The sequence below is a fragment of the Streptomyces rimosus subsp. rimosus genome, assembly GCF_000720725.1.
GTDB classification, from domain to species: domain Bacteria; phylum Actinomycetota; class Actinomycetes; order Streptomycetales; family Streptomycetaceae; genus Streptomyces; species Streptomyces rimosus_A.
Map to the genome: position 1 here is coordinate 61,039 of NZ_JOCQ01000033.1, position 21,093 is coordinate 82,131.

A 21,093-nucleotide genomic window follows, 5' to 3' on the forward strand; every position below is an offset into this window, starting at 1 on the left:
CGGGCCCCTCCGGAGCGCTACGCCCCGGGCGGGCCCGGTTCCGCCGCCGGTGCGTCCGGGCCCGCCAGCCCGCTCAGACCGGCCAGCAGCAGCGTGCTGAACTGCTGCGCCCACAGCTCGTCCACCGGCTCCGCGCTGACCAGCGCCCGGTGCACGACCGCGCCCGCGATCACGTCGAAGATCAGGCCCACCGCCCGCCCGGCCGCCGCCGCGCCCTCCTCGCCGGACGGGTCCGGCGGCAGCTCCCCGCGCGCCTGCGCCCGCTCCCGCCCGAGGATCACCAGCCGCTTCTGCCGCTCGACCACCGCGGAGCGGATGCGCAGCCGCAGCGCCTCGTCGGTGGTGGACTCCGCGACCACCGCCATCAGCGCCGTCTTGGTCTCCGGACGCGCCAGCAGCGACGCGAACTGCAAAACCACGCCCTCGATGTCCGCTTGGAGACAGCCGCGGTCGGGCAGCTCCAGCTCGTCGAAGAGGACCGCCACGGCGTCCAGGACCAGCTCGTTCTTGTTGGCCCAGCGGCGGTAGAGGGTCGTCTTGGCCACCCCGGCGCGGGCCGCCACATCGCTCATCGTCAGCTTGCCCCAGCCCAGCTCGACCAGTGCGGCGCGGGTCGCGCCGAGGATCGCGCGGTCCGCCTCGGCGCTGCGCGGCCGGCCGGTACGGCCCCTGGGGCCCGTACGGCCCTCGGGGGAGCGGGTGCCGGTGAGGGGGCAGCGGTGCATGCGGGCGACCATACCGGCCAGTAGGTGCGAACCGGCGCCCCCTCGTGAGGCAGATCACCCGGACGGTTCGCGGCAGGGGTTGCCGGGCCGGGGCGCCGGACAGTTACGCTACGGGTCGTAGCGAAAGGGTCCGCTCACGCGGCGTGCCCCGGACGCGACAACCACAGGCCGCGGGTGGGGACCCGGGGCCGTAAAGCACCATCCGCCGGACCTCCGGGACCGGCGGCGACGCGGCACCACCGTCCTGCGCCGGCACACCGGCGGGCCGCACGGACGGGCCCGGGGCCGCGCGTTTTTCGCGCACCGTGAATTTTCGGCACCGCTTTTCGCAACGGTCCGCGGAAGGGGGGAGGATAGGCCCATGCAGCCACGCAACATGTCCATGAGTGGAGTCGTCGACCTCGCCGCGGTGAAGGCGGCCGGGGAAGCCAAGCAGAAGGCGGAGCAGGCGCGCGCCGAAGCCGCCCGCACGGGCAAGCCGGCCGGCGGTGCCCGGCTGGTGTACGACGTCGACGAGGCGGGGTTCCAGCAGGACATCCTCCAGCGCTCCACCGAGGTGCCGGTCGTCATCGACTTCTGGGCCGAGTGGTGCGAGCCGTGCAAGCAGCTCGGCCCGCTGCTGGAGCGGCTGGCGGGGGAGTACGCCGGCAAGTTCGTGCTGGCCAAGATCGACGTCGACGCCAACCAGGCGCTGTTCCAGCAGTTCGGTGTGCAGGGCATCCCGGCGGTCTTCGCGGTCGTCGCGGGCCAGCCGATCCCGCTGTTCCAGGGCGCGGCCCCGGAGGCGCAGATCCGCCAGGTGCTGGACCAGCTCGTCCAGGCCGCCGAGCAGCAGTTCGGGATCGTGGGCGCGCCGGTGGACCCGGCAGCGGCCGAGCCCGCGGACGCTCCCGCGCCGGCCGGTCCGTACGACGCGCTCCTGGAGGCCGCGAACCAGGCGCTGGACAACGGCGACCTCGCCGGTGCCGTCCAGGCGTACAAGAACGTTCTCGCGGACGACCCGGCCAACCCGGAGGCCAAGCTGGGCCTCGCGCAGGCCGAACTCCTTAGCCGCGTCCAGGATCTGGACCCGCAGCAGGTGCGCAAGGCGGCGGCCGACGCCCCCGGCGACGTGCAGGCGCAGATCAAGGCCGCCGACCTGGACCTGGTCGGCGGGCATGTCGAGGACGCCTTCGGGCGGCTGGTGGACGCCGTCAGGCGCACGGCCGGCGACGACCGCGAGGCCGCGCGGGTGCGGCTGCTGGAGCTGTTCGAGGTCATCGGCGCCGATGACCCGCGGGTGATTTCGGCGCGTACGGCACTGGCGCGGGTGCTCTTCTGACCTTTCGGCGTTCCGCCTCCCGTGTCTCCTGAGGCGCGGGGGGCCTCCTGCTCAGCAGCGGCCACGTTTTACCAAATCTTGGTAATCGTGGCCGCTGTTACTTGGAGTAAGAGCAGTGCCGTGATTCGACGCCTTTTGTCCGTGATTCCCCCATGTCGCATCACGGTTAGCGACAACCCTGGGTGCGCGCTCGATTTCGCGCCGTCGCACGCCGGTTATCTCTCCGTTACTCGCAAGTAACGAACCCCTTGTGCGACGGCTTCCGATGCACCACGATCGGCCACGCTCGGTCCATTTCCCCCGCCCGGCAACCGGTCGGCGTCGCGGGGGCGATGGGTCCCCACCGAGTGGCCGGCGGCACCGCCGCCGGTCCTGGACAGGGGGGTTCCTGCCCACCCGGCAGGGCCTGTCCGACAAGGCCGCGCGAGAGCGGGGCCAGTGGTTGTCGCTCGGGGGTGATCGCCGGTGCTTCGGAACGCGCTACGCCTGTACGCCTTTCGATACGGGCGCTCTCCTTCCCGAGGACGTAGCACTTCTCCCATCCCAGGTACGGCCGCCGTCTCCCCGAGACCCGGACCGCAACCGGAGATGTACGTCCGAGAAGGAGGAAAGTCATGGAGTCCCTGGCTCGTGGCGGGACCAGATGGAAGCGGTTCGCGGTCGTCATGGTCCCGAGCGTCGCGGCGACGGCGGCCATCGGTGTCGCCATCGCGCAGGGCGCGCTGGCCGCGTCGTTCAGCGTGTCCGGCCAGCAGTTCAAGGTGACCGCGTCCGCACTCGACGGTGACGGGTTCGTCCAGTACGGCGCCCTGGACAAGGGCAAGGACAGCCAGCACCCGGTCGCCGTGGTGGGCATGAACTCCGCGGAGATCACCGACCTGTGCCAGTCGGTCGTCGTGCCGGTGCCGATCTTCGGCGATGTGACGATGCGGCTGGAGGCGGGCAGCAGCAAGAAGAAGGACCCGCGCGTCTACGCGAAGTCGCTCTACATCGACGCCGACGACCTGCGGACCAACGCGACGTTCACCAACGTGGACATCGGCGTCTCGGTGGACAGCACCACCAAGGGTCCCGGCCCGGCCCGGCCCGGCAAGGGAGGCGAGGGGAGCTACCTCCCCGGCTCCTTCGCCCAGCAGGCCGAGAAGGTCCACTTCGAGGATGTCAAGCAGCGTGCCTGGGCCACCACGGCCGGCACGTTCAGGCTCAGCGGTCTGCACATGAACGTCAGCCGCGGCAAGAACGAGTGCTACTGACGCCCTGAGCGCACGGGAGCGGGGGGTGCGCGCGGCGGGAGCGGCCCGCCGTCCGCGCGCCCCGCACCCGTACGCCGGCGGCCGCCGCACCAGCACCCGGCTCACGTACCACCGATTCGCCAGTCCCGAGGAGCTGTACGACATGAGCGCCGACACGCGACCACGGCAGAACGAGAGCATCGGCCGCAAGCGCACTTCGTTCCGGGAGTGGCGAGGTCAGCGCCCGTTCTGGGGCGGGCTGCTGACGCTGCTGGCCGGATTCCCGATCATGTACATCCCCTACGCGAACCTCACGATCGGCTCCCTGACCGTCCGGATGGCGACGACCGCGGGCGCCGGCTCGCTGATCATCGGCGTACTCCTGGTCGTGCTCGGCCTGACCATGTGGTTCCAGCCCGCCTCGCGCGTGTTCGCGGGCGTGGCGGCGATCCTGCTGTCCCTGGTCTCCCTGGTCGTCTCCAACTTCGGCGCCTTCATGGTCGGCTTCGTGCTGGGCCTGATCGGCGGCGCGCTGGGGGTCTCCTGGGCACCGGGCAAGCCCCTCGCCCCCGAGGACGGAACACCGGCCCGGCCCGCGGGCAGCACACCGGACGACCTGTCAGGAGCGACCCCGGTCAACGGGACGAACGGGAGGCACAGTGCCGGGTGACGAGCTGCACGAGACGAACGCGGCCGCTCCAGGGGCGAGAACCGGGCCGCGCCACGCGGCCCCGCGCAAGCCGCTGCTGACCCGGCTGCACGTGCCCGCGGGCAAGGCGATCGCCATCGCCGCGATGCCGTCCGCCGTCCTGATGGGCATGGGCCTGACCCCGCAGCTGGCGATGGCCAAGCCGCAGCCGGAGAGCCCGTTCAAGAAGGGGCCGTGCGTCAGCGCTCCCGACAAGACGGAGCAGGACGCGAAGGACGAGGCGGCGAAGGACAAGGCCGCCAAGGAGAAGGCCGAGAAGGACAAGGCCGAGAAGGACAAGGCGGCCGAAGACGGGAAGCCCGGGAAGCCCGCCGAGCCGGGCAAGGACCGGACCGCCGGTGGCGCGAAGGGCGACGCCGGTACGGACACCAAGCCCACCCCGTCTCCCGACGCCTCCTCCCGGACTCCCTCCCCGTCCCCGGACAGGTCCGGAAAGGCCCCCGCGCCCACGCCGTCCCCGTCGGCCTCCTCCTCTCCCGCGGAGGAGAACCCCTGGTACGACCCCCTGGGCGTGGGCAAGAAGCTGCACGACGTCTTCCACCCCGGCCAGGGGAAGCCGGCCGGCCCCGGCGCGACGCCGTCCCCGACCCCGTCGGGGAACTCCGGCAGCACCCCCGGCAAGTCCACGGACAAGCCCTCCACCAAGCCGACCGACCCGCTGAAGGACGCCGTCGGCAAGGCGGGCGAGGCGGCCGGGGACGTCACCGACAAGGCAGGGAAGGCCGCGAAGGACGCGGCGAAGGACGCCAAGGACAAGGCGGGCGACGCCTCGCCGTCGGCCTCCCCGTCCCCCAGCAGCAGCGCCGACCCGGGCGCCCCCGACGCGGACGGCAAGAAGCCGTTCCCCTGCGTCGAGGAGAAGAAGGTCGCCGGCACGGACGAGCGGCCCCCGGCCACCGTCCCGAACCAGCCCTGGTACCTGGAGTCCAGCGGGTTGACCCTGCGCGGCCTGGACTACGAGGGCGTCGTCAACCTCACGATGCCCGACGGCCGCACCAAGCAGGCCCTGAAGTTCACCGCCGACAGCATCGACATCGGCGACCTGCACCAGATCGTGGACGGCCCGGCCGGGAAGAAGTACCACGTCCAGGCAGCCGCGGGCTCCACCTCGACGATCCGCGGCGGCAAGGTCACCATGTACACCGAGCGCCTCCAGGGCAACCTCTTCGGCCTGATCCCGATCGTCTTCGACCCGGAGCACCCGCCGCCGATCAACGTCCCCTTCGCGTACTTCACCAAGGTCAAGATCACCCAGGCGGGCCAGTTCGGCGGCACCCTGACGATTCCGGGGCTGCATCAGTCGATCACGGGGTGACCCGTACCGCACCGGCATGACAGCGGGCCGCACCCCGACGGGATGCGGCCCACAGCCGTTTTCAGTTGTGCGCGCCGCGCATTACGTCACGCCGTCGCGTCAGGCGCGGTCCCCGCCCAGGTGGTGCACCCGGACCATGTTCGTGGTGCCGGGCACGCCGGGGGGCGAGCCGGCGGTGATGATCATGGTGTCGCCGTCGTTGTAGCGCTGGAGCTTGAGCAGCTCGGCGTCGACCAGGTCGACCATCTCGTCGGTGTGCTCCACGTGCGGCACGACGAAGGTCTCCACGCCCCAGCTCAGCGCGAGCTGGTTGCGGGTGGCGGCGTCCGTGGTGAAGGCCAGGATCGGCTGGGCCGCGCGGTAGCGGGACAGGCGGCGGGCGGTGTCACCGGACTTGGTGAAGGCCACCAGCGCCTTGCCGTTGAGGAAGTCGGCCATCTCGGCGGCCGCGCGGGCCACCGCGCCGCCCTGCGTACGGGGCTTCTTGCCCGGGACCAGCGGCTGCAGGCCCTTGGACAGCAGCTCCTCCTCGGCCGCCTCGACGATCTTCGACATCGTCTTGACGGTCTCGATCGGGTACTGGCCGACCGAGGACTCGGCGGACAGCATGACCGCGTCGGCGCCGTCCAGGATCGCGTTGGCGACATCGGACGCCTCGGCGCGGGTCGGCCGCGAGTTGGTGATCATCGACTCCATCATCTGGGTCGCCACGATCACCGGCTTGGCGTTCCGCCGGCACATCTCCACCAGGCGCTTCTGCACCATCGGGACCTTTTCGAGGGGGTACTCGACGGCGAGGTCGCCACGGGCGACCATCACGCCGTCGAAGGCCGCCACGACCTGCTCCATGTTGTTGACCGCCTGCGGCTTCTCCACCTTGGCGATCACCGGTACGCGCCGGCCGACCTCGTCCATCACCCGGTGCACGTCGTTGACGTCCTTGGCGTCCCGGACGAAGGACAGGGCGACCAGGTCGCAGCCCATGTTCAGGGCGAACTTCAGGTCCTCGATGTCCTTCTCGGACAGCGCCGGGACGTTGACCGCCGCGCCGGGCAGGTTGATGCCCTTGTGGTCGGAGATGACACCGCCCTCGATGACGATGCAGCGCACCCGGGGGCCGTCCACCTCGACGACCTGGAGCGCCACGTTGCCGTCGTTGATCAGGACCGGGTCGCCCTTGGAGACGTCACCGGGCAGGCCCTTGTAGGTCGTGCCGCAGATGGTCTTGTCGCCGGGCACGTCCTCGGTGGTGATGACGAACTCGTCACCGCGCACCAGCTCAACGGGGCCGTCGGCGAAGGTCTCCAGGCGGATCTTGGGGCCCTGGAGGTCGGCCAGCACGCCGATGGCGCGGCCGGTCTCCTCGGCGGCCTTGCGGACGCGGTGGTAGCGCTCCTCGTGCTCCGCGTGGGTGCCGTGGCTCATGTTGAATCGGGCCACGTTCATGCCGGCCTCGATCAGCGTCTTCAGCTGGTCGTAGGAGTCGACGGCGGGGCCCAGGGTGCAGACGATTTTGGAACGGCGCATGGGATCGATCCTATCGTTTGTTTCGGAGCGGAATAATTTGGGCTCGGGTGCCCGGAAGCGGGGGACCGGCCGGGCGCCGTACGGCTGCCGTCGGCGCCTGGCCGGTGGTGCCACGGGTCAGTTGCTGACCAGGGCGTACGTCTGGTTGGCGATCTCCAGCTCCTCGTCGGTGGGGACCACGGCGACCGCGACGCGCGCGTACTCCGGCGATATCAGCCGCGCCTCGTCGGACCGTACGGAGTTCAGGTCGGCGTCCACCGCCAGCCCCAGCTCCTCCAGACCCTTGACCGCCGCCTCGCGCACCGGCGCCGCGTTCTCGCCGACGCCCGCGGTGAACGCCACCGCGTCCACCCGGCCCAGCACCGCGCTGTAGGCGCCGATGTACTTCTTCAGCCGGTGGATGTAGATGTCGAAGGCGAGCGCCGCCCGCTGGTCGCCCTCGTCGATCCGGCGGCGGATCTCCCGCATGTCGTTGTCGCCGCACAGCCCGATCAGCCCGCTCTTCTTGTTGAGCAGTACGTCGATCTCGTCCGCGTCCATGCCCGCCACCCGCTTGAGGTGGAAGACCACCGCCGGGTCGATGTCGCCCGAGCGGGTGCCCATGACCAGGCCCTCCAGCGGGGTCAGGCCCATGGAGGTGTCCACGCAGCGGCCGCCGGCCACCGCCGAGGCGGAGGCGCCGTTGCCCAGGTGCAGCACGATGACGTTGACGTCCTCGGGCGCCTTGCCCAGCAGCTCGGCGGTCTTGCGCGAGACGTACGCGTGCGAGGTGCCGTGGAAGCCGTAGCGCCGGATGCGGTGGGCGTCGGCCGTCTCCACGTCGATGGCGTAGCGCGCCGCGTGCTCCGGCATCGTGGTGTGGAAGGCGGTGTCGAAGACCGCGACCTGCGGCAGGTCGGGCCGCAGCGCCTGCGCCGTCCTGATGCCGGTGATGTTCGCCGGGTTGTGCAGCGGCGCCACCGGCACCAGCCGCTCGATCTCCTGGAGCACCGCGTCGTCGATCACCGTCGGCTCGGTGAACTTCAGACCGCCGTGCACCACCCGGTGCCCGATCGCCGCCAGCTCCGGCGAGTCCAGGCCCAGCCCGTCCGCCGACAGCTCGTCGGCGACCGCCTTCAGCGCCTCCTCGTGGTCGGCTATCCGCGCCTCGCGCTCCCTCTTGTCACCGCCGGTGGCCAGCGGCGTGTGGGCCAGGCGCGAGGTCTCCTCCCCGATCCGCTCGACCAGGCCCGCGGCGAGCCGGGACCCGTCGCGCATGTCGAGCAGCTGGTACTTCACCGACGAGGAGCCGGAGTTGAGGACGAGGACGCGGGTGGCGTTGGCAGTCATGAAGCAGCTTTCGGTTGGTGGTGGGGGGACGGCGGGGGCGTCAGACGGCGGCGGGCGAGCCGCCCGGTGCCGCGCCCTGTGCCTGGATGGCCGTGATGGCCACGGTGTTGACGATGTCCTGGACCAGCGCGCCGCGCGAGAGGTCGTTGACCGGCTTGCGCAGGCCCTGGAGGACGGGGCCGACGGCGACGGCGCCCGCCGAGCGCTGGACCGCCTTGTAGGTGTTGTTGCCGGTGTTCAGGTCGGGGAAGACCAGCACGGTGGCCCGGCCCGCCACCTCGGACTCCGGCAGCTTCGTCTTGGCCACCGCGGCGTCCACGGCCGCGTCGTACTGGATCGGGCCCTCGACCAGCAGGTCGGGACGGCGCTCGCGGACCAGCTCGGTGGCCTTGCGCACCTTGTCGACGTCGGCGCCGGAGCCGGAGGTGCCGGTGGAGTACGACAGCATCGCGATGCGCGGCTCGACCCCGAACTGGGCGGCGGTGGTCGCCGACTGGATGGCGATGTCCGCCAGCTGTTCGGCGTTCGGGTCCGGGTTGACGGCGCAGTCGCCGTAGACCAGGACGCGGTCGGCGAGGCACATGAAGAACACGGACGAGACGATCTGGGCGCCCGGCTTGGTCTTGATGATCTCGAAGGCGGGGCGGATGGTCGCCGCGGTGGAGTGCACCGCGCCGGAGACCATGCCGTCGGCCAGGCCCTCCTGCACCATCAGGGTGCCGAAGTACGACACGTCCGCGACCACGTCGTACGCCAGCTCGTAGGTGACGCCCTTGTGGGCGCGCAGCTTGGCGTACAGCTCGGCGAAGCGCTCGCGCAGCGGCGAGGTCTGCGGGTCGGTGATCTGCGCGTCCGACAGGTCGATGGCGAGGTCGGCGGCGCGCTTGCGGATCGCCTTCTCCTCGCCCAGCAGCGTCAGGTCGCACACGTCGCGGCGCAGCAGCACGTCGGCGGCGCGCAGCACCCGCTCCTCGGTGCCCTCGGGCAGCACCACGCGGCGGCGGCTGGAGCGGGAGCGCTCGATCAGCTCGTGCTCGAACATCATCGGCGTGACGCGGCCGGAGCGGGCGACGGAGATACGGTTCGTCAGCTCCGCGGTGTCCACATGCCGCTCGAACAGGCCGAGCGCGGTCTCCGCCTTGCGCGGCGCGGCGGCGTTCAGCTTGCCCTCGACGGCGAACAGCTCGGCCGCGGTCGGGAAGGACCCGCCGGCCACCGAGATCACCGGCGTGCCGGGGGCGAGCCGGTTGGCCAGCGCCATGATGTCGGCGCCCGGCCGCTCGTCGAGGGTCAGCAGCACGCCCGCTATCGGCGGGGCGCCGGCGCTGTGTGCGGCGAGCGAGCCGATGACCAGGTCGGCGCGGTCGCCGGGGGTCACGACCAGGCAGCCGGGGGTCAGCGCCTTGAGGAAGGTGGGCAGCATGGCGCCGCCGAAGACGAAGTCGCGGGCGTCGCGGGCCAGCCCCGAGTCGTCGCCGAGCAGCACCTCGGCGCCGAGCGCGTGCACGATCTGGCCGACGGTGGGGGCGGAGAGCGCGCCGTCCTCGGGGAGCGTGTAGCAGGGCACCGGCAGGTGGCCGGCGAGCTGCTCGGCCACGGCGGCGTGCTGCTCGGGCGCCACCCGGTTCACGATCAGCGCGACGACGTCGCAGCCCAGCGAGTGGTAGGCGCGGTAGGCGTTACGGGCCTCGGCGCCGACCGACCCGGCCTCCTGGCCCTGGCCGCCGACGACGGCCAGCACCGCGGCGCCGAACTCGTTGGCCAGCCGGGCGTTGAGGTTCAGCTCGGCCGGCAGGCTGGTGGCCGCGTAGTCGGAGCCGAGCACCAGGACGTACTCGTGGTCCCTGGCCACCTGGTGGAAGCGCTCGACGAGCCGGGAGACCAGCTCGTCGGTGCCCTGCTCGGCCTGGAGGCGGGCGGCCTCCTCGTAACCCATGCCGTACACGGTCTCCGCGGGCTGGGAGAGCCGGTAGCGCGCCCGCAGCAGTTCGAACAGCCGGTCGGGCCCGTCGTGGACCAGCGGGCGGAAGACCCCCACCCGGTCCACATGGCGGGTCAGGAGTTCCATGACTCCCAGCTCGACTACCTGGCGGCCGTCGCCGCGGTCGATCCCGGTCACGTACACGCTGCGCGTCACGCGTGCTCTCCGATCCATCCGTCGCTTCGCAAGGTCAAATTAACCGTTATGGTGAGCTTGCCCCCCTTGACAATACCTGCGGCTGTGGTTAAGCCGCTCTTCCAGTTTTACGCATGCGTCAGCGGGTGACGGCAGCGGTGCCCGGTGCCGTGCGGGCACCGCCTCCCGGCCCGTGAAACAATCGGACCGGCTCACACGAACCAGCAGCGAGCACACAGGAGACACAGCACCATGCGTATCGGAGTCCTCACCGCAGGCGGCGACTGCCCCGGCCTCAACGCTGTGATCCGTTCGGTGGTGCACCGGGCCCTGACGGGCCACGACGACGAGGTCATCGGTTTCGAGGACGGTTTCAAGGGTCTGCTCGACGGGCGCTTCCGCAAGCTGGACCTGGACGCGGTCAGCGGCATCCTGGCCCGCGGCGGGACGATCCTCGGCTCCGCCCGCCTGGAGCGCGCCCGGCTGCGCGAGGCGTGCGACAACGGCAAGGACCTCGCGCGTGAGTACGGCATCGACGTGCTCATCCCCATCGGCGGCGAGGGCACGCTCACCGCGTCCAAGATGCTCGCCGACGCCGGCCTGCCGATCGTCGGTGTGCCCAAGACCATCGACAACGACATCTCCGCCACCGACCGCACCTTCGGCTTCGACACCGCCGTCGGCGTCGCCACCGAGGCCATCGACCGCCTGAAGACGACCGCCGAGTCGCACCAGCGGGTCATGGTCGTCGAGGTCATGGGCCGGCACGCGGGCTGGATCGCGCTGGAGTCCGGCATGGCCGGCGGCGCCCACGGCATCTGCCTGCCCGAGCGCCCCTTCGACGTGAACGACCTGGTGAAGATGGTCGAGGAGCGCTTCGACCGGGGCAAGAAGTTCGCCGTCGTCTGCGTCGCCGAGGGCGCCCACCCCGCCGAGGGCACGATGGACTACGGCCACGGCGAGATCGACCAGTACGGCCACGAGCGCTTCCAGGGCATCGGCACCGCCCTCGCCCGCGAGCTGGAGCACCGCCTCGGCAAGGAGGCCCGCCCGGTCATCCTCGGCCACGTCCAGCGCGGCGGCACCCCCACCGCGTACGACCGTGTGCTCGCCACCCGCTTCGGCTGGCACGCCGTCGAGGCCGCGCACCGCGGCGACTTCGGCCAGATGACCGCCCTGCGCGGCACCGACATCGTGATGAGCCCGCTGGCCGACGCGGTCACCGAGCTGAAGCGGGTGCCGGTGAACCGCATGCAGGAGGCCGAGTCGGTCTTCTGATCCGGCCGCCGCACCTCTTCGACGGCGCGCGTTCCCGGTCCGGGGACGCGCGCCGTTCGCGTTCCGCGCGGCCCGGCCCCCGGCCGTACGCGGATTTCCGGCACCCGTACGGGCCAACGTTCCGGTTAACCGGCCCGTGCGGAGGTACCCGGCGCGCACGAGGAAGGAGGCGTGACCGGGATGAGCGACTTCGTGGATCACCGGACGGCCCGGCCGGACGGCAGGCCGGTCAACGAGCTGGTCACCCAGGCGTCGGAACAACTGTCCAGCCTGGTACGCGACGAGATGCGCCTGGCGCAGTCGGAGCTGGCGCGCAAGGGCAAGCGGTTCGGCGTGGGCGGCGGGCTGCTCGGCGGGGCCGGGACGGTGGCGTTCCTGGCCGCACAGGCGCTGGTGGCCACCGCGGTCATCGCGCTCGGGCTGGTGCTGCCGCTGTGGGCCGCGGGCCTCGTGGTCGTGGGCGCGCTGCTGGTGCTGGCGGCGGTCCTGGGGCTGCTGGGGCGGCAGAAGATCCGGCGGGCCACACCGCCGGTGCCCGAGGAGGCCGTGCACAGCGTCCGCCAGGACATCGAGACGATCAAGGAGAGGGCCCGGCGATGACCAGTGACCCCCGCGGCGGCGACGGCGCGAGCCCGGCCGAGCTGCGCGCCCGTATCGAGCGGACCCGGCAGGAGCTCGGCGACACGGTGGCCGAGCTGGCCGACAAGGCCGACGTCAAGAGCCGCGCACAGGAGAAGGCGGCCCGGATCAAGGACGGCGCCGCGGCGGCCACGCACCGGCTGACGGGCTCCACGGCCGTCCGGACGGCCGCCGCCGCGGGCGGCGCGCTGCTGGCCGGCGCGCTGGTGCTGCGGCGCCGTGGCCGCGCCCGGGTGCGCCCGCACCTGCGCCGTACGAAACTGCGTACCGGGCCGCGCGCGAAGAAGACCGCCCGCCCGCTCGCCGGAGCGGGCGCCAAGGCCCGCCGGGCCTGCCGGAGCAAAGGACACCGCTGATGATCAAACTGCTCTACAAGCCGCTGGGGATGGTGTTCGGGGCCCTCGGCGGGGTGCTGGCCGGCTTCCTGTTCAAGCGCCTGTGGAAGCTGGTCGGCCGCGAGGAGGACGCGCCGAAGGCCACGGACGAGGAACGCCGCTGGCGGGAGGTGCTGCCGGCCGCCGCGCTCCAGGGCGCCACGCTCGCGGTGGTGAAGGCGGCCGTGGACCGCAGCGGCGCGGTGGCCGTCCGCAAGGCGACGGGCACCTGGCCGGGCTGATCCACAGGACGGCCGCCGAGGGCCCCCGTACCCACGGGTGCGGCCCCGCCGGACCACCGGCAGGGCCGCACCCACGGTCGCCCCGTGCGCCCGTCAGGACGCGACGGCGTGCCGCTCGTCGGGTACGCAGTGGGTCATGGTGAGCCCGGAGACGTCCCGCGGCGGGTTGTCACCGAGGTTCGCCAGCCGCTTGCGGTCCTCGTCCGTCAGGGTCTGGCCCGTCAGCGGCTCCAGGTGGGACACGTCGCCGGGCCCGATGCCCAGCCCCTCGCCGACCCGCAGGCCCAGCTCGTTCTCGACCAGCAGGAAGTGCCACACCATCCGCTCCTGCACGCGCCGGTCGGCCTGGGAGATCAGGTGGGTGAGGTTGGTGACGAGGTCGTCGCGCTCCCAGTCCTCCAGCAGCCGGAAGCGCTGGCCCGCCTGGAGGTAGTCGTTGGTGCGCGGGATGCGCTTGCGGGTGAGCCGGCCGCGGATCTCCGGGCCCTGCTCGTCGTGGGTCGGGTACTGCCCCTCGTGCAGCCCGCCGGTGATCGACGGCTCGTAGTTGACCTCCGGGTTGTCCCCGTGCTGATCCTGTTCGTACGCCATCAGCCCGTCGCGCTGGTTGGTGCGTACGGACGCGTGCTTGGCCCGGTTGACCGGCAGCTGGAGGTAGTTCGGGCCGACCCGGTAGCGCTGGGTGTCGCTGTAGGAGAAGGTCCGGCCGACGAGCATCTTGTCGTCGGAGAAGTCCAGCCCGTCGACGAGGACGCCGGTGCCGAAGGAGATCTGCTCGTTCTCGGCGAAGTAGTTGTCCGGCATCCGGTCGAGCACCATCCGGCCGACCGGCTTCGGCGGGAAGTCCTGCTCCGGCCAGGTCTTGGTGTCGTCCAGCGGATCGAAGTCCAGCTCCGGGTGGTCGTGGTCGTCCATCATCTGGACGAGCAGCTCCCACTCCGGGTACTCGCCGCGGGCGACCGCCTCGTACAGGTCCTTGGTCGCGTGTCCCAGCTCCTGGGCCTGCACCGCCGCCGCGTCCGCCTCGGTCATGCTGCGCACGCCCGCCTTGGGCATCCAGTGGTACTTCACCAGGACGGTCCTGCCCTCGCCGTTCACCCATTTGTAGGTGTTGACGCCGAAGCCCTGCTGGTGCCGGTAGTCGGCGGGGATGCCGCGCGGGCTGAACAGGTTGACCAGCATGTGCATCGACTCGGGCGTCTGCGACATGAAGTCGAAGATCCGGGCCGGCTTCTGCTCGTGGGTGACCGGATCGGGCTTGAGGGCGTGGATGACGTCCGGGAACTTGATCGCGTCCCGGATGAAGAAGACGCCCAGGTTGTTGCCGACCAGGTCCCAGTTGCCGTCCTCGGTGTAGAACTTCACGGCGAAGCCGCGCGGGTCGCGGGCCGCCTCGGAGGAGTCCCGGCCGCCGATCACGGTGGAGAACCGCACGGCCACCTCGGTGCGCTTGCCGGCCTCCTGGAACAGCCGGGCCCGGGTGTGGCGGCCGACCGGCTCGTCGCCCCACTTCCCGTAGCTCTCGAAGAAGCCGTACGCGGTCACGCCGCGCGCGTGCACCACCCGCTCGGGGATGCGCTCCCGGTCGAAGTGGCTGATCTTTTCGAGGAACTGGTAGTTCTCCAGCGTGGCCGGGCCGCGCGCCCCGACCGTCCGCTGGTTCTGGTTGTCGTAGACCGGGTGGCCCTGCCGGTTGGTGAGCACCGGGCGGTCGTCGCCCGGTGCCGGTCCCTGGCTCGCTGTGTCTGTCACTGCTCTTCCGTTTCCTTCGGCACTCGAAGGCGCTCGGGTCCGCGCCGTGGGTGGGGCTCCCGAGGGGTACCCGCCCTGGACGGCGGTCGTGCAGACGCTCACCCTCTTGGTGCAGTGCGTACGGGGCCGCTCAGCTGTCGGGGGACGGCGCGCGCCGTTTGCGCGGCCTGCGCAGGCGGGCGGGCCAGGCGCGGGTGTCGCGCGGCTCCACGTACGGCTCCTCGCGCGGCGGGTGCCCCTCGGCGATGGCCCGCTGCCGGGCCAGCTCGGCGTCGAACTCCAGGCCCAGCAGGACCGCCAGGTTCGACAGCCACAGCCAGACCAGGAAGATGATGACGCCGGCCAGGGTGCCGTACGTCTTGTTGTACGAGCCGAAGTTGGCCACGTACAGCGCGAAGCCCGCCGAGGCGGCCAGCCACAGCACGACGGCCAGGAAGCTGCCCGGGGTCAGCCACCGCAGACCCGGGCTGCGTACATTGGGCGTGGCCCGGTACAGGATGGTGATCATCAGGACCACGAGCAGGACCAGCACGGGCCACTTGGCGACCGACCAGACCGCGAGACCGGTGTCCCCGATCCCCAGGCCGCGGCCCGCCCGGCGGGCCAGCGTGCCGGTGAAGACCACGATCACCGCGCTGGCGGCCAGCAGCACCATCAGCACGACCGTGACGCCCAGGCGCAGCGGCAGCGTCTTCCACACCGGCCGCCCCTCCGGCAGGTCGTAGACGGCGTTGGCGGCACGGATGAAGGCCGCGATGTAGCTGGAGGCCGACCACAGGGCGCCCAGCAGCCCGAGCACGGCCAGCACGCTGCCCGTACCGGGCCCGTCCCGCAGCTGCCGCACCGCCTCGCTCAGGATGTCCCGCGCGGCCCCCGGCGTGATCTCCTCCAGGTTCTTCAGGATCGCGTCGGTCGCCGACTGCCCGATCACCCCGAGCATCGAGACGAGCAGCAGCAGTGCCGGAAAGAGCGAGAGCACCCCGTAGTACGTGAGTGCCGCGGCCCGGTCGTGCAGTTCGTCGTCGACGAACTCCTTGCCGGTACGCCGTAGTACGTCCCACCAGGAGTGGGCGATCACCGTGGTGGGCTTCTCGGTGGAGGATTCGGCAGCCATGGAGGGCGGGTTGCCCTTCCGGGGCGGTCCAACCCCGGTACCCGCCCCGGGCATACGAAGACGCCCGTCCCGTCCCCGGGGGAGAGGGGACGGGACGGGCGGGAGAGGGGCCGCCTCCGGGCGGGTCACTCGGAGCCGATGGACTCCAGCATGTTGAGGCGGGCGGCGCGGCGGGCGGGCCAGGCGGCGGCGAGGATGCCGACGACCAGGGCGATCGCCAGGAAGGTGCCGAGGCGCTCCCAGGGGATGATCATCTCGTACGTCGGCATCGCACCGGCCGCCATGGCGCCGCCGGACCAGGCCAGGAAGGTGCCCACGCCGATCCCGAGCACCGCGCCGAACAGGGAGATGACCACGGATTCGAGGCGGACCATCTGCTTGATGCCGGTGCGGGCGAGGCCGATCGCGCGCAGCATGCCGATCTCCCGGGTGCGTTCGAAGACGGACATGGCCAGGGTGTTGACCACACCGACCACCGCGATGATCACGGCCATGCCGAGCAGTCCGTAGACCAGGTTCAGCACCATGTCGATCTGGCCGGCGTTCTCCTTGCGCAGCCCGTCGCGGTCCTGGACCTTCAGCAGCGGGCTGTCACCGAGGGCCTTGCGGATCTCCTTCGCGAGCCCGGCCTCGGGGCCGTTCGCGGTCTTGACCAGGACCTTGTCGTCCTTGACGGGCTTCAGGTGCGGGTCGACCAGCCGGGTGGAGCTCAGGCTCTCGCCGACGACCTGGTTGTCCTCGTAGATGCCGGCGATCTTCAGCGGCGTCTTCTTCTGCTCCTTCTGCTTCCGCTCGTCACCACGGGCGTCGGTGGGGAAGGTGGCCTGGAGGGTGTCGCCCGTCTTCCAGCCCTTCTCCTTCGCCCGGCTCTCGGAGACCGCGATCCCGCCGCTGTCCCGTACGGCCTGGAGCGAGCCGCTCCGGAACTTGAGGTCGGTGACCTTGCCGATCCGGTCGAGGTCGGTGCCGGTGAGCATGCCGAACGCGCCGTCCGCCGCCACGTCGAAGACGGTCTGGCGCAGGGGCACCGCCGCCTCGACACCGGGCACGGACGCGGCCCGCTGCGTCAGCTTCGGGTCCAGGCCGCGGTAGTTGGTCGTGGTGACCTGGAAGTCGGCGGTCAGGCCCTTGGCGGACATCTCGTCCGCCGCCCGCTGCGTGGAGATGCCGGCGACCGTCATGCCGGTGATCAGCGTGAGGCCGATCATCAGGGCCGAGGCGGTGGCGGCGGTGCGGCGCGGATTGCGCAGCGCGTTCTCCTTGGCCAGCTTGCCGCTGATGCCGAAGATCCGCGTGGTGACCTTTCCGGCCAGCGCGACCAGCGGCCGCGACAGCAGCGGGGAGAGGATGATGACGCCGGTCAGGGTCAGCACGGAGCCGGCCATGGCGGTCATCAGGTTGCTGTCGTCGCTCTTGGTGAGGGTGGAGACGTACAGCATGATCGCGACGCCGGCGCCGGTGACGAGCGCGCCGATCGTGTTGCGGACGACCAGGCCGCGCAGCGCCGGGGCGGCGTCCACCGTGCTCAGCGCCTCGACCGGGGCGATCTTCGCCGCCTTGCGGGACGGCAGCCAGGCGGCGAGCACGGTCACCAGCACGCCCACGCCGAGCGCGGACAGCACCGCGGTCGGGGTGATCACCAGCGGGCCGTCGGGGAACCCGGCGCCGTTGGCGTTGAGCACCGCGCGCATGGTGACCGCGATACCGGTGCCCAGACCGAAGCCGACGACGGAGGAGACCAGGCCGAGCAGGGCCGCCTCGGCCTGCACCGAGCGCACCACCTGGCGGCGGGAGGCGCCGATCGCCCGCATCAGCGCGATCTCGCGGCTGCGCTGGGAGATGAGCATGGTGAAGGTGTTGGCGATGATGAAGATGCCGACGAACAGGGCGATGCCCGCGAAGACCAGCAGCGTCTTGCTCAGCGCGCTGTTGCTGCGCTCGACCATCTTGGCCTGCTCGGCCGCGAGCTTGCTGCCGCTGGTCGCCTCGGCGCGGTCCTTCGGCAGCACCTTCTTCACCGCGTCGGTCAGCGCCGCGTCGTCGGTGCCGGGCTTGGAGGACACCACCAGCTCGTCGTAGGTGCCGGGGTGGGTGAACAGCTGCTGCGCGGTCGCGGTGTCGAACAGCGCCAGGCTGCCGCCCGCGGTGACCTTCGGGTCCTCGGAGTGGACGATGCCGACGAGCTTCTTGGTGAGGGCCGGTCCGTCGGTGGCGAAGCGCACGGTGTCGCCGACCTTCAGGCCGCCCTTCTCGGCGGTGCCCTCGTCCAGCGCGATCTCGCCCGCCGCGCGCGGGCCGTGGCCCTGGACGACCGGGTAGCGGGCGTCCTTGCCGTCCGGGCCCGGCTGGTAGTTGGCGGCGACACTCTGCCAGGACTCACCGATCGGCTGGTTGTCCTTGTCGGCGACGGTGGCGCGGCCGCTGATGTTGGCGTGCACGGAGGCCACGCCGGGCAGCGCGCGGATGCGGTCGGCCAGCTTGTCGTCGAGGGAGCTGATGCGGCGGCCGTCGGCGTCCTCCGGGTCGGGCCCGGCGTCGGACGAGCCCGACTGGACGGAGACGGCCACGTCCTTGAAGTTCTTGGCCGAGGCGTTCTTGACGGCCTGGCCGACCGAGTCGCTGAAGACGAGGGTGCCGGAGACGAAGGCGACGCCGAGGAGGACCGCGAGCGCGGTCATCATCAGTCGGGCTTTGTGCGCGAGGACGTTGCGCAGGGCGGTTCGGAACATGGTGGTGGTGTCAGTCCTGGGGTGGGGGGCGGCGGGCGTCAGCTCGTACGGTTCTTGGCGTCGAACAGCCGCATCCGGTCCAGGACGGCGTCGGCGGTCGGCTCGTACAGCTCCTCGACGATGCGGCCGTCGGCGAGGAAGACCACCCGGTCCGCGTGGGCGGCGGCGACCGGATCGTGGGTGACCATGACGATCGTCTGGCCCATCGCCTGTACGGACTCGCGCAGGAAGCCCAGGACCTCGGCGCCGGAGCGGGAGTCGAGGTTGCCGGTCGGCTCGTCGGCGAAGATGATCTCGGGCTGGGAGGCCAGGGCGCGGGCCACCGCGACGCGCTGCTGCTGGCCGCCGGAGAGCTGGCCGGGCCGGTGCTTGAGGCGCCCGGACAGGCCGACGGTCTGGATGACCTTGTCCAGCCACGCGCGGTCCGGCTTGCGGCCGGCGATGTCCATCGGGAGCGTGATGTTCTCCAGGGCGGTCAGCGTGGGCAGCAGGTTGAACGCCTGGAAGATGAAGCCGATCTTGTCGCGGCGCAGCCGGGTCAGGTGCTTGTCGTTCAGCCCGTTCAGTTCGGTGTCGCCGATCCGCGCGGAGCCGGAGGATATGGAATCCAGCCCGGCCATGCAGTGCATGAGGGTGGACTTGCCGGAGCCGGACGGCCCCATGATCGCGGTGAAGCGGGCCCGGCCGAACTCCACGGACACGTTGTCCAGGGCGACCACGCGGGTCTCGCCCTGACCGTAGACCTTGCTCAGGTCCGTGGCACGGGCGGCGACGGCCGTGGTGGGGGCGGGGGCGGAAAAGGCGGCCGCGTGGGACACGGGGAAACTCCTGGAACGGGGACGGGCGGATGCGGCGGGGCGCCGGGCCCCGGACGGACGTCCGGCTCCCGGAAGGACCCCGGGAGCCGGACGTGCGGTGCTGTCCCATTCTTGATCGCGCGGGGTGCCCGGCACCTCAGCCCGAAGTGCCGAAAGCCGGACCGGCCGGAAGTCCGACCCGCGAATGATCCGTCATCCCGTGGAGGGACGGACGTCCGACTTATGGCCGACGTAAAACCCTGAGGCCGGCCCCGGGACGGGCCGCCGGGCAGGGCTTCCGGCGCTTCGGATGACCGGCTCGGGCCCGAAGTCCGGTGCGGGAGCCGCCGGCCGGCGCAGTTCGCAGAAGCCGGGCACGGAAGCGGTCATCAGGGCACCGTCCCACAGCCGCCCCGCCGTCTCGCCCAGGGGTACGGGGGAGACCACCGGCCCGAAGAAGGCCACGTCGTCCACCGCGACGACGGGCGTGCCGACGTCCTCGCCGGCCAGGGCGACGGCGCGCGCGTGCGAAGCCCGGATCGCCGCGTCGTACTCCGTGGTCCACGCCGCTTCGGCCACCTCGCGCGGCAGCCCCGCGTCCGAGAGCGCGCGCTCGATCCCGTCCCACTCGCCGCGGTGGTGCAGCCGGACGCCGAGGGCGAGGGAGAAGCGGTCCAGGGCCTCCTGCCCGTACCGCTGCTCCACCGCGGCACAGGCCCGCACCGGCGCCCACAGATAGGCGCCCCACTCGCCGTCCGGGTCCTCCGGGTTGACCTCCCGGCCCTCGTTGAGCACCTGAAGACTCATCAGCCGCAGGCGGACGCGGACCGGACGGACCCGCGCCACTTCCCGTATCCACCGCGCGGCGATCCAGGAGTACGGACATACCGGGTCGAACCAGAAGTCCGCCGCCTTGGCGGGGCCGCCATGGCCGACGGGTTGCGGAACCACCGTGATCATCCCCCTCCGGTCCGGGCCCGGAACGTCTCCAGGATGCCATCGGGGAAGGCCCGCCCGGCGACCCCCGTTCCGCCCCCGACGACGCCGGAGACCACGACTCCGCGACGCCGCGGAGTTGTCCGAAAGTGCAGCTCGCCCGGGACCAACAAGCCGGACAATAAGAGGCCGGGCCGTGGGGGCGGCCACGGGGCAGGAAAGAAGGTGGCGTAGATAGCAGGGGCAGGGCAGAACAAGCCCCGGCTGGGACGGCCGGAACGGCCGGTGGACCCGGCGGCCGGACCGGTGGAGCGGCTGGCCTGGGAACTACGGCAGTTACGGGAGCGGGCCGGGACACCGAGCTACCGCACGCTCGCCAAGACGGCGCACTATTCGGCCAGCACGCTGGCGGAGGCGGCCAAGGGCGAACGGCTGGCGACGCTGGACGTCGTCCTGGCCTACGCCCGGGCGTGCGGCGGGGACCGGGCCGAGTGGGAGGCGCGGTGGCGGGCCGCCGCCGGGGCCGGCGAGGACGGACCGGGCACGGCGCGCTGCCCGTATCCCGGGCTGGCCGCCTTCGAAACGACGAACGCCGCCGAGTACTTCGGCCGCGCCACGCTGACCAAGGAGCTGTCCGGGCGCGTCGAACAGCACACCCTGACCGTCGTCTTCGGCGCGTCCGGCAGCGGCAAATCGTCACTGCTGCGCGCCGGACTGCTGCCCCACCTCGGCGCGCACTGGCGTCCGTCGCTGCTGACCCCCGGCCCCCGGCCGCTCACCGCCCTCGCGGCCGCGGTGGCCCGCCTGGTGACCGGCCCGGACCCGCGGGACGGCGACGGCACGGACACCGACACGGTCCCCGCGACCGGGGACGCGGCCAGGGCGGGCAGCGGGCGGGGGCCGGGGGGAAGTCACGATGGACGCCGGGGCGCGGCACGGGGCTGCCGTCGCCCGGCCG

The 21,093-nt window shown here is 71.9% G+C and carries 18 protein-coding genes; 9 read left to right on the forward strand and 9 right to left on the reverse strand.

Annotated elements, in window-relative coordinates:
* Positions 1-17: 17 nt before the first annotated feature.
* Positions 18-737, reverse strand: coding sequence for a TetR/AcrR family transcriptional regulator (locus IH45_RS0118765; protein WP_050514970.1), 720 nt, complete (start codon positions 735-737; stop codon positions 18-20).
* 349 nt (positions 738-1,086) lie between these two features.
* On the opposite strand from IH45_RS0118765, the gene IH45_RS0118770 reads away from it, so the two are divergent.
* The 4 genes from IH45_RS0118770 to IH45_RS0118785 all read left to right on the forward strand — a co-directional run bounded on the left by IH45_RS0118770 (position 1,087) and on the right by IH45_RS0118785 (position 5,302).
* Positions 1,087-2,046, forward strand: a complete 960-nt coding sequence (locus tag IH45_RS0118770; RefSeq protein WP_030669197.1) for a tetratricopeptide repeat protein — start codon at positions 1,087-1,089, stop codon at positions 2,044-2,046.
* Positions 2,047-2,660: 614 nt separating this feature from the next.
* Positions 2,661-3,299, forward strand: coding sequence for a DUF6230 family protein (locus IH45_RS0118775; RefSeq protein ID WP_030669199.1), 639 nt, complete (start codon positions 2,661-2,663; stop codon positions 3,297-3,299).
* 142 nt (positions 3,300-3,441) lie between these two features.
* Complete coding sequence (locus IH45_RS0118780) at positions 3,442-3,948, forward strand: DUF6114 domain-containing protein (protein ID WP_030669202.1); 507 nt, start codon at positions 3,442-3,444, stop codon at positions 3,946-3,948.
* Complete coding sequence (locus IH45_RS0118785; protein WP_030669206.1) at positions 3,938-5,302, forward strand: hypothetical protein; 1,365 nt, start codon at positions 3,938-3,940, stop codon at positions 5,300-5,302. The genes IH45_RS0118780 and IH45_RS0118785 overlap by 11 nt, the downstream gene beginning before the upstream one ends.
* 99 nt (positions 5,303-5,401) lie before the next feature.
* Here IH45_RS0118785 and pyk read toward each other — a convergent pair whose 3' ends face one another.
* From pyk to pta, 3 genes are all read right to left on the reverse strand, one after another.
* Positions 5,402-6,829, reverse strand: coding sequence for a pyruvate kinase (pyk, locus tag IH45_RS0118790; RefSeq protein WP_030669208.1), 1,428 nt, complete (start codon positions 6,827-6,829; stop codon positions 5,402-5,404).
* Positions 6,830-6,946: 117 nt separating this feature from the next.
* Complete coding sequence (locus IH45_RS0118795) at positions 6,947-8,158, reverse strand: acetate kinase (protein ID WP_030669211.1); 1,212 nt, start codon at positions 8,156-8,158, stop codon at positions 6,947-6,949.
* Between the two features lie 40 nt (positions 8,159-8,198).
* Positions 8,199-10,295, reverse strand: coding sequence for a phosphate acetyltransferase (pta, locus tag IH45_RS0118800; protein ID WP_030669214.1), 2,097 nt, complete (start codon positions 10,293-10,295; stop codon positions 8,199-8,201).
* A 231-nt stretch (positions 10,296-10,526) separates the two neighbouring features.
* On the opposite strand from pta, the gene IH45_RS0118805 reads away from it, so the two are divergent.
* The 4 genes from IH45_RS0118805 (at position 10,527) to IH45_RS0118820 (ending at position 12,807) form a co-directional block, all read left to right on the forward strand.
* Positions 10,527-11,552, forward strand: coding sequence for an ATP-dependent 6-phosphofructokinase (locus tag IH45_RS0118805; protein WP_030669217.1), 1,026 nt, complete (start codon positions 10,527-10,529; stop codon positions 11,550-11,552).
* Between the two features lie 180 nt (positions 11,553-11,732).
* Complete coding sequence (locus IH45_RS0118810) at positions 11,733-12,152, forward strand: phage holin family protein (RefSeq protein WP_030669219.1); 420 nt, start codon at positions 11,733-11,735, stop codon at positions 12,150-12,152.
* Positions 12,149-12,547, forward strand: coding sequence for a DUF3618 domain-containing protein (locus tag IH45_RS1000000145295; protein ID WP_050514971.1), 399 nt, complete (start codon positions 12,149-12,151; stop codon positions 12,545-12,547). The genes IH45_RS0118810 and IH45_RS1000000145295 overlap by 4 nt, the downstream gene beginning before the upstream one ends.
* Positions 12,547-12,807, forward strand: a complete 261-nt coding sequence (locus IH45_RS0118820; protein ID WP_003982202.1) for a DUF4235 domain-containing protein — start codon at positions 12,547-12,549, stop codon at positions 12,805-12,807. Before IH45_RS1000000145295 ends, IH45_RS0118820 begins: the two co-directional genes overlap by 1 nt.
* Before the next feature lie 93 nt (positions 12,808-12,900).
* On the opposite strand, the gene IH45_RS0118825 is transcribed toward IH45_RS0118820, so the two are convergent.
* The 5 genes from IH45_RS0118825 to IH45_RS0118845 all read right to left on the reverse strand — a co-directional run bounded on the left by IH45_RS0118825 (position 12,901) and on the right by IH45_RS0118845 (position 20,150).
* Entirely contained in the window at positions 12,901-14,559 is a 1,659-nt protein-coding gene (locus tag IH45_RS0118825) for a catalase (RefSeq protein WP_030669225.1), read from the reverse strand.
* Positions 14,560-14,689: 130 nt separating this feature from the next.
* Positions 14,690-15,673 carry a YihY/virulence factor BrkB family protein gene (locus IH45_RS0118830; protein WP_030669227.1) on the reverse strand — a complete coding sequence of 328 codons (984 nt, stop codon included), beginning with the start codon at positions 15,671-15,673 and terminating at the stop codon, positions 14,690-14,692.
* 125 nt (positions 15,674-15,798) lie between these two features.
* The gene (locus IH45_RS0118835) at positions 15,799-18,402 is read right to left on the reverse strand and encodes an ABC transporter permease (RefSeq protein WP_030669229.1); all 2,604 of its coding nucleotides are present in this window, start codon (positions 18,400-18,402) and stop codon (positions 15,799-15,801) included.
* Between the two features lie 38 nt (positions 18,403-18,440).
* Positions 18,441-19,220, reverse strand: coding sequence for an ABC transporter ATP-binding protein (locus tag IH45_RS0118840; RefSeq protein ID WP_030669231.1), 780 nt, complete (start codon positions 19,218-19,220; stop codon positions 18,441-18,443).
* A gap of 192 nt (positions 19,221-19,412) precedes the next feature.
* Positions 19,413-20,150: a mycothiol-dependent nitroreductase Rv2466c family protein gene (locus IH45_RS0118845; RefSeq protein WP_234440585.1), complete on the reverse strand. Its 738-nt coding sequence runs from the start codon at positions 20,148-20,150 to the stop codon at positions 19,413-19,415.
* 270 nt (positions 20,151-20,420) lie between these two features.
* Between IH45_RS0118845 and IH45_RS0118850 the strand changes: the two genes are divergently transcribed.
* Positions 20,421-21,093: helix-turn-helix domain-containing protein (locus IH45_RS0118850; protein ID WP_030669235.1), on the forward strand; the 673-nt coding region annotated here is incomplete at its 3' end.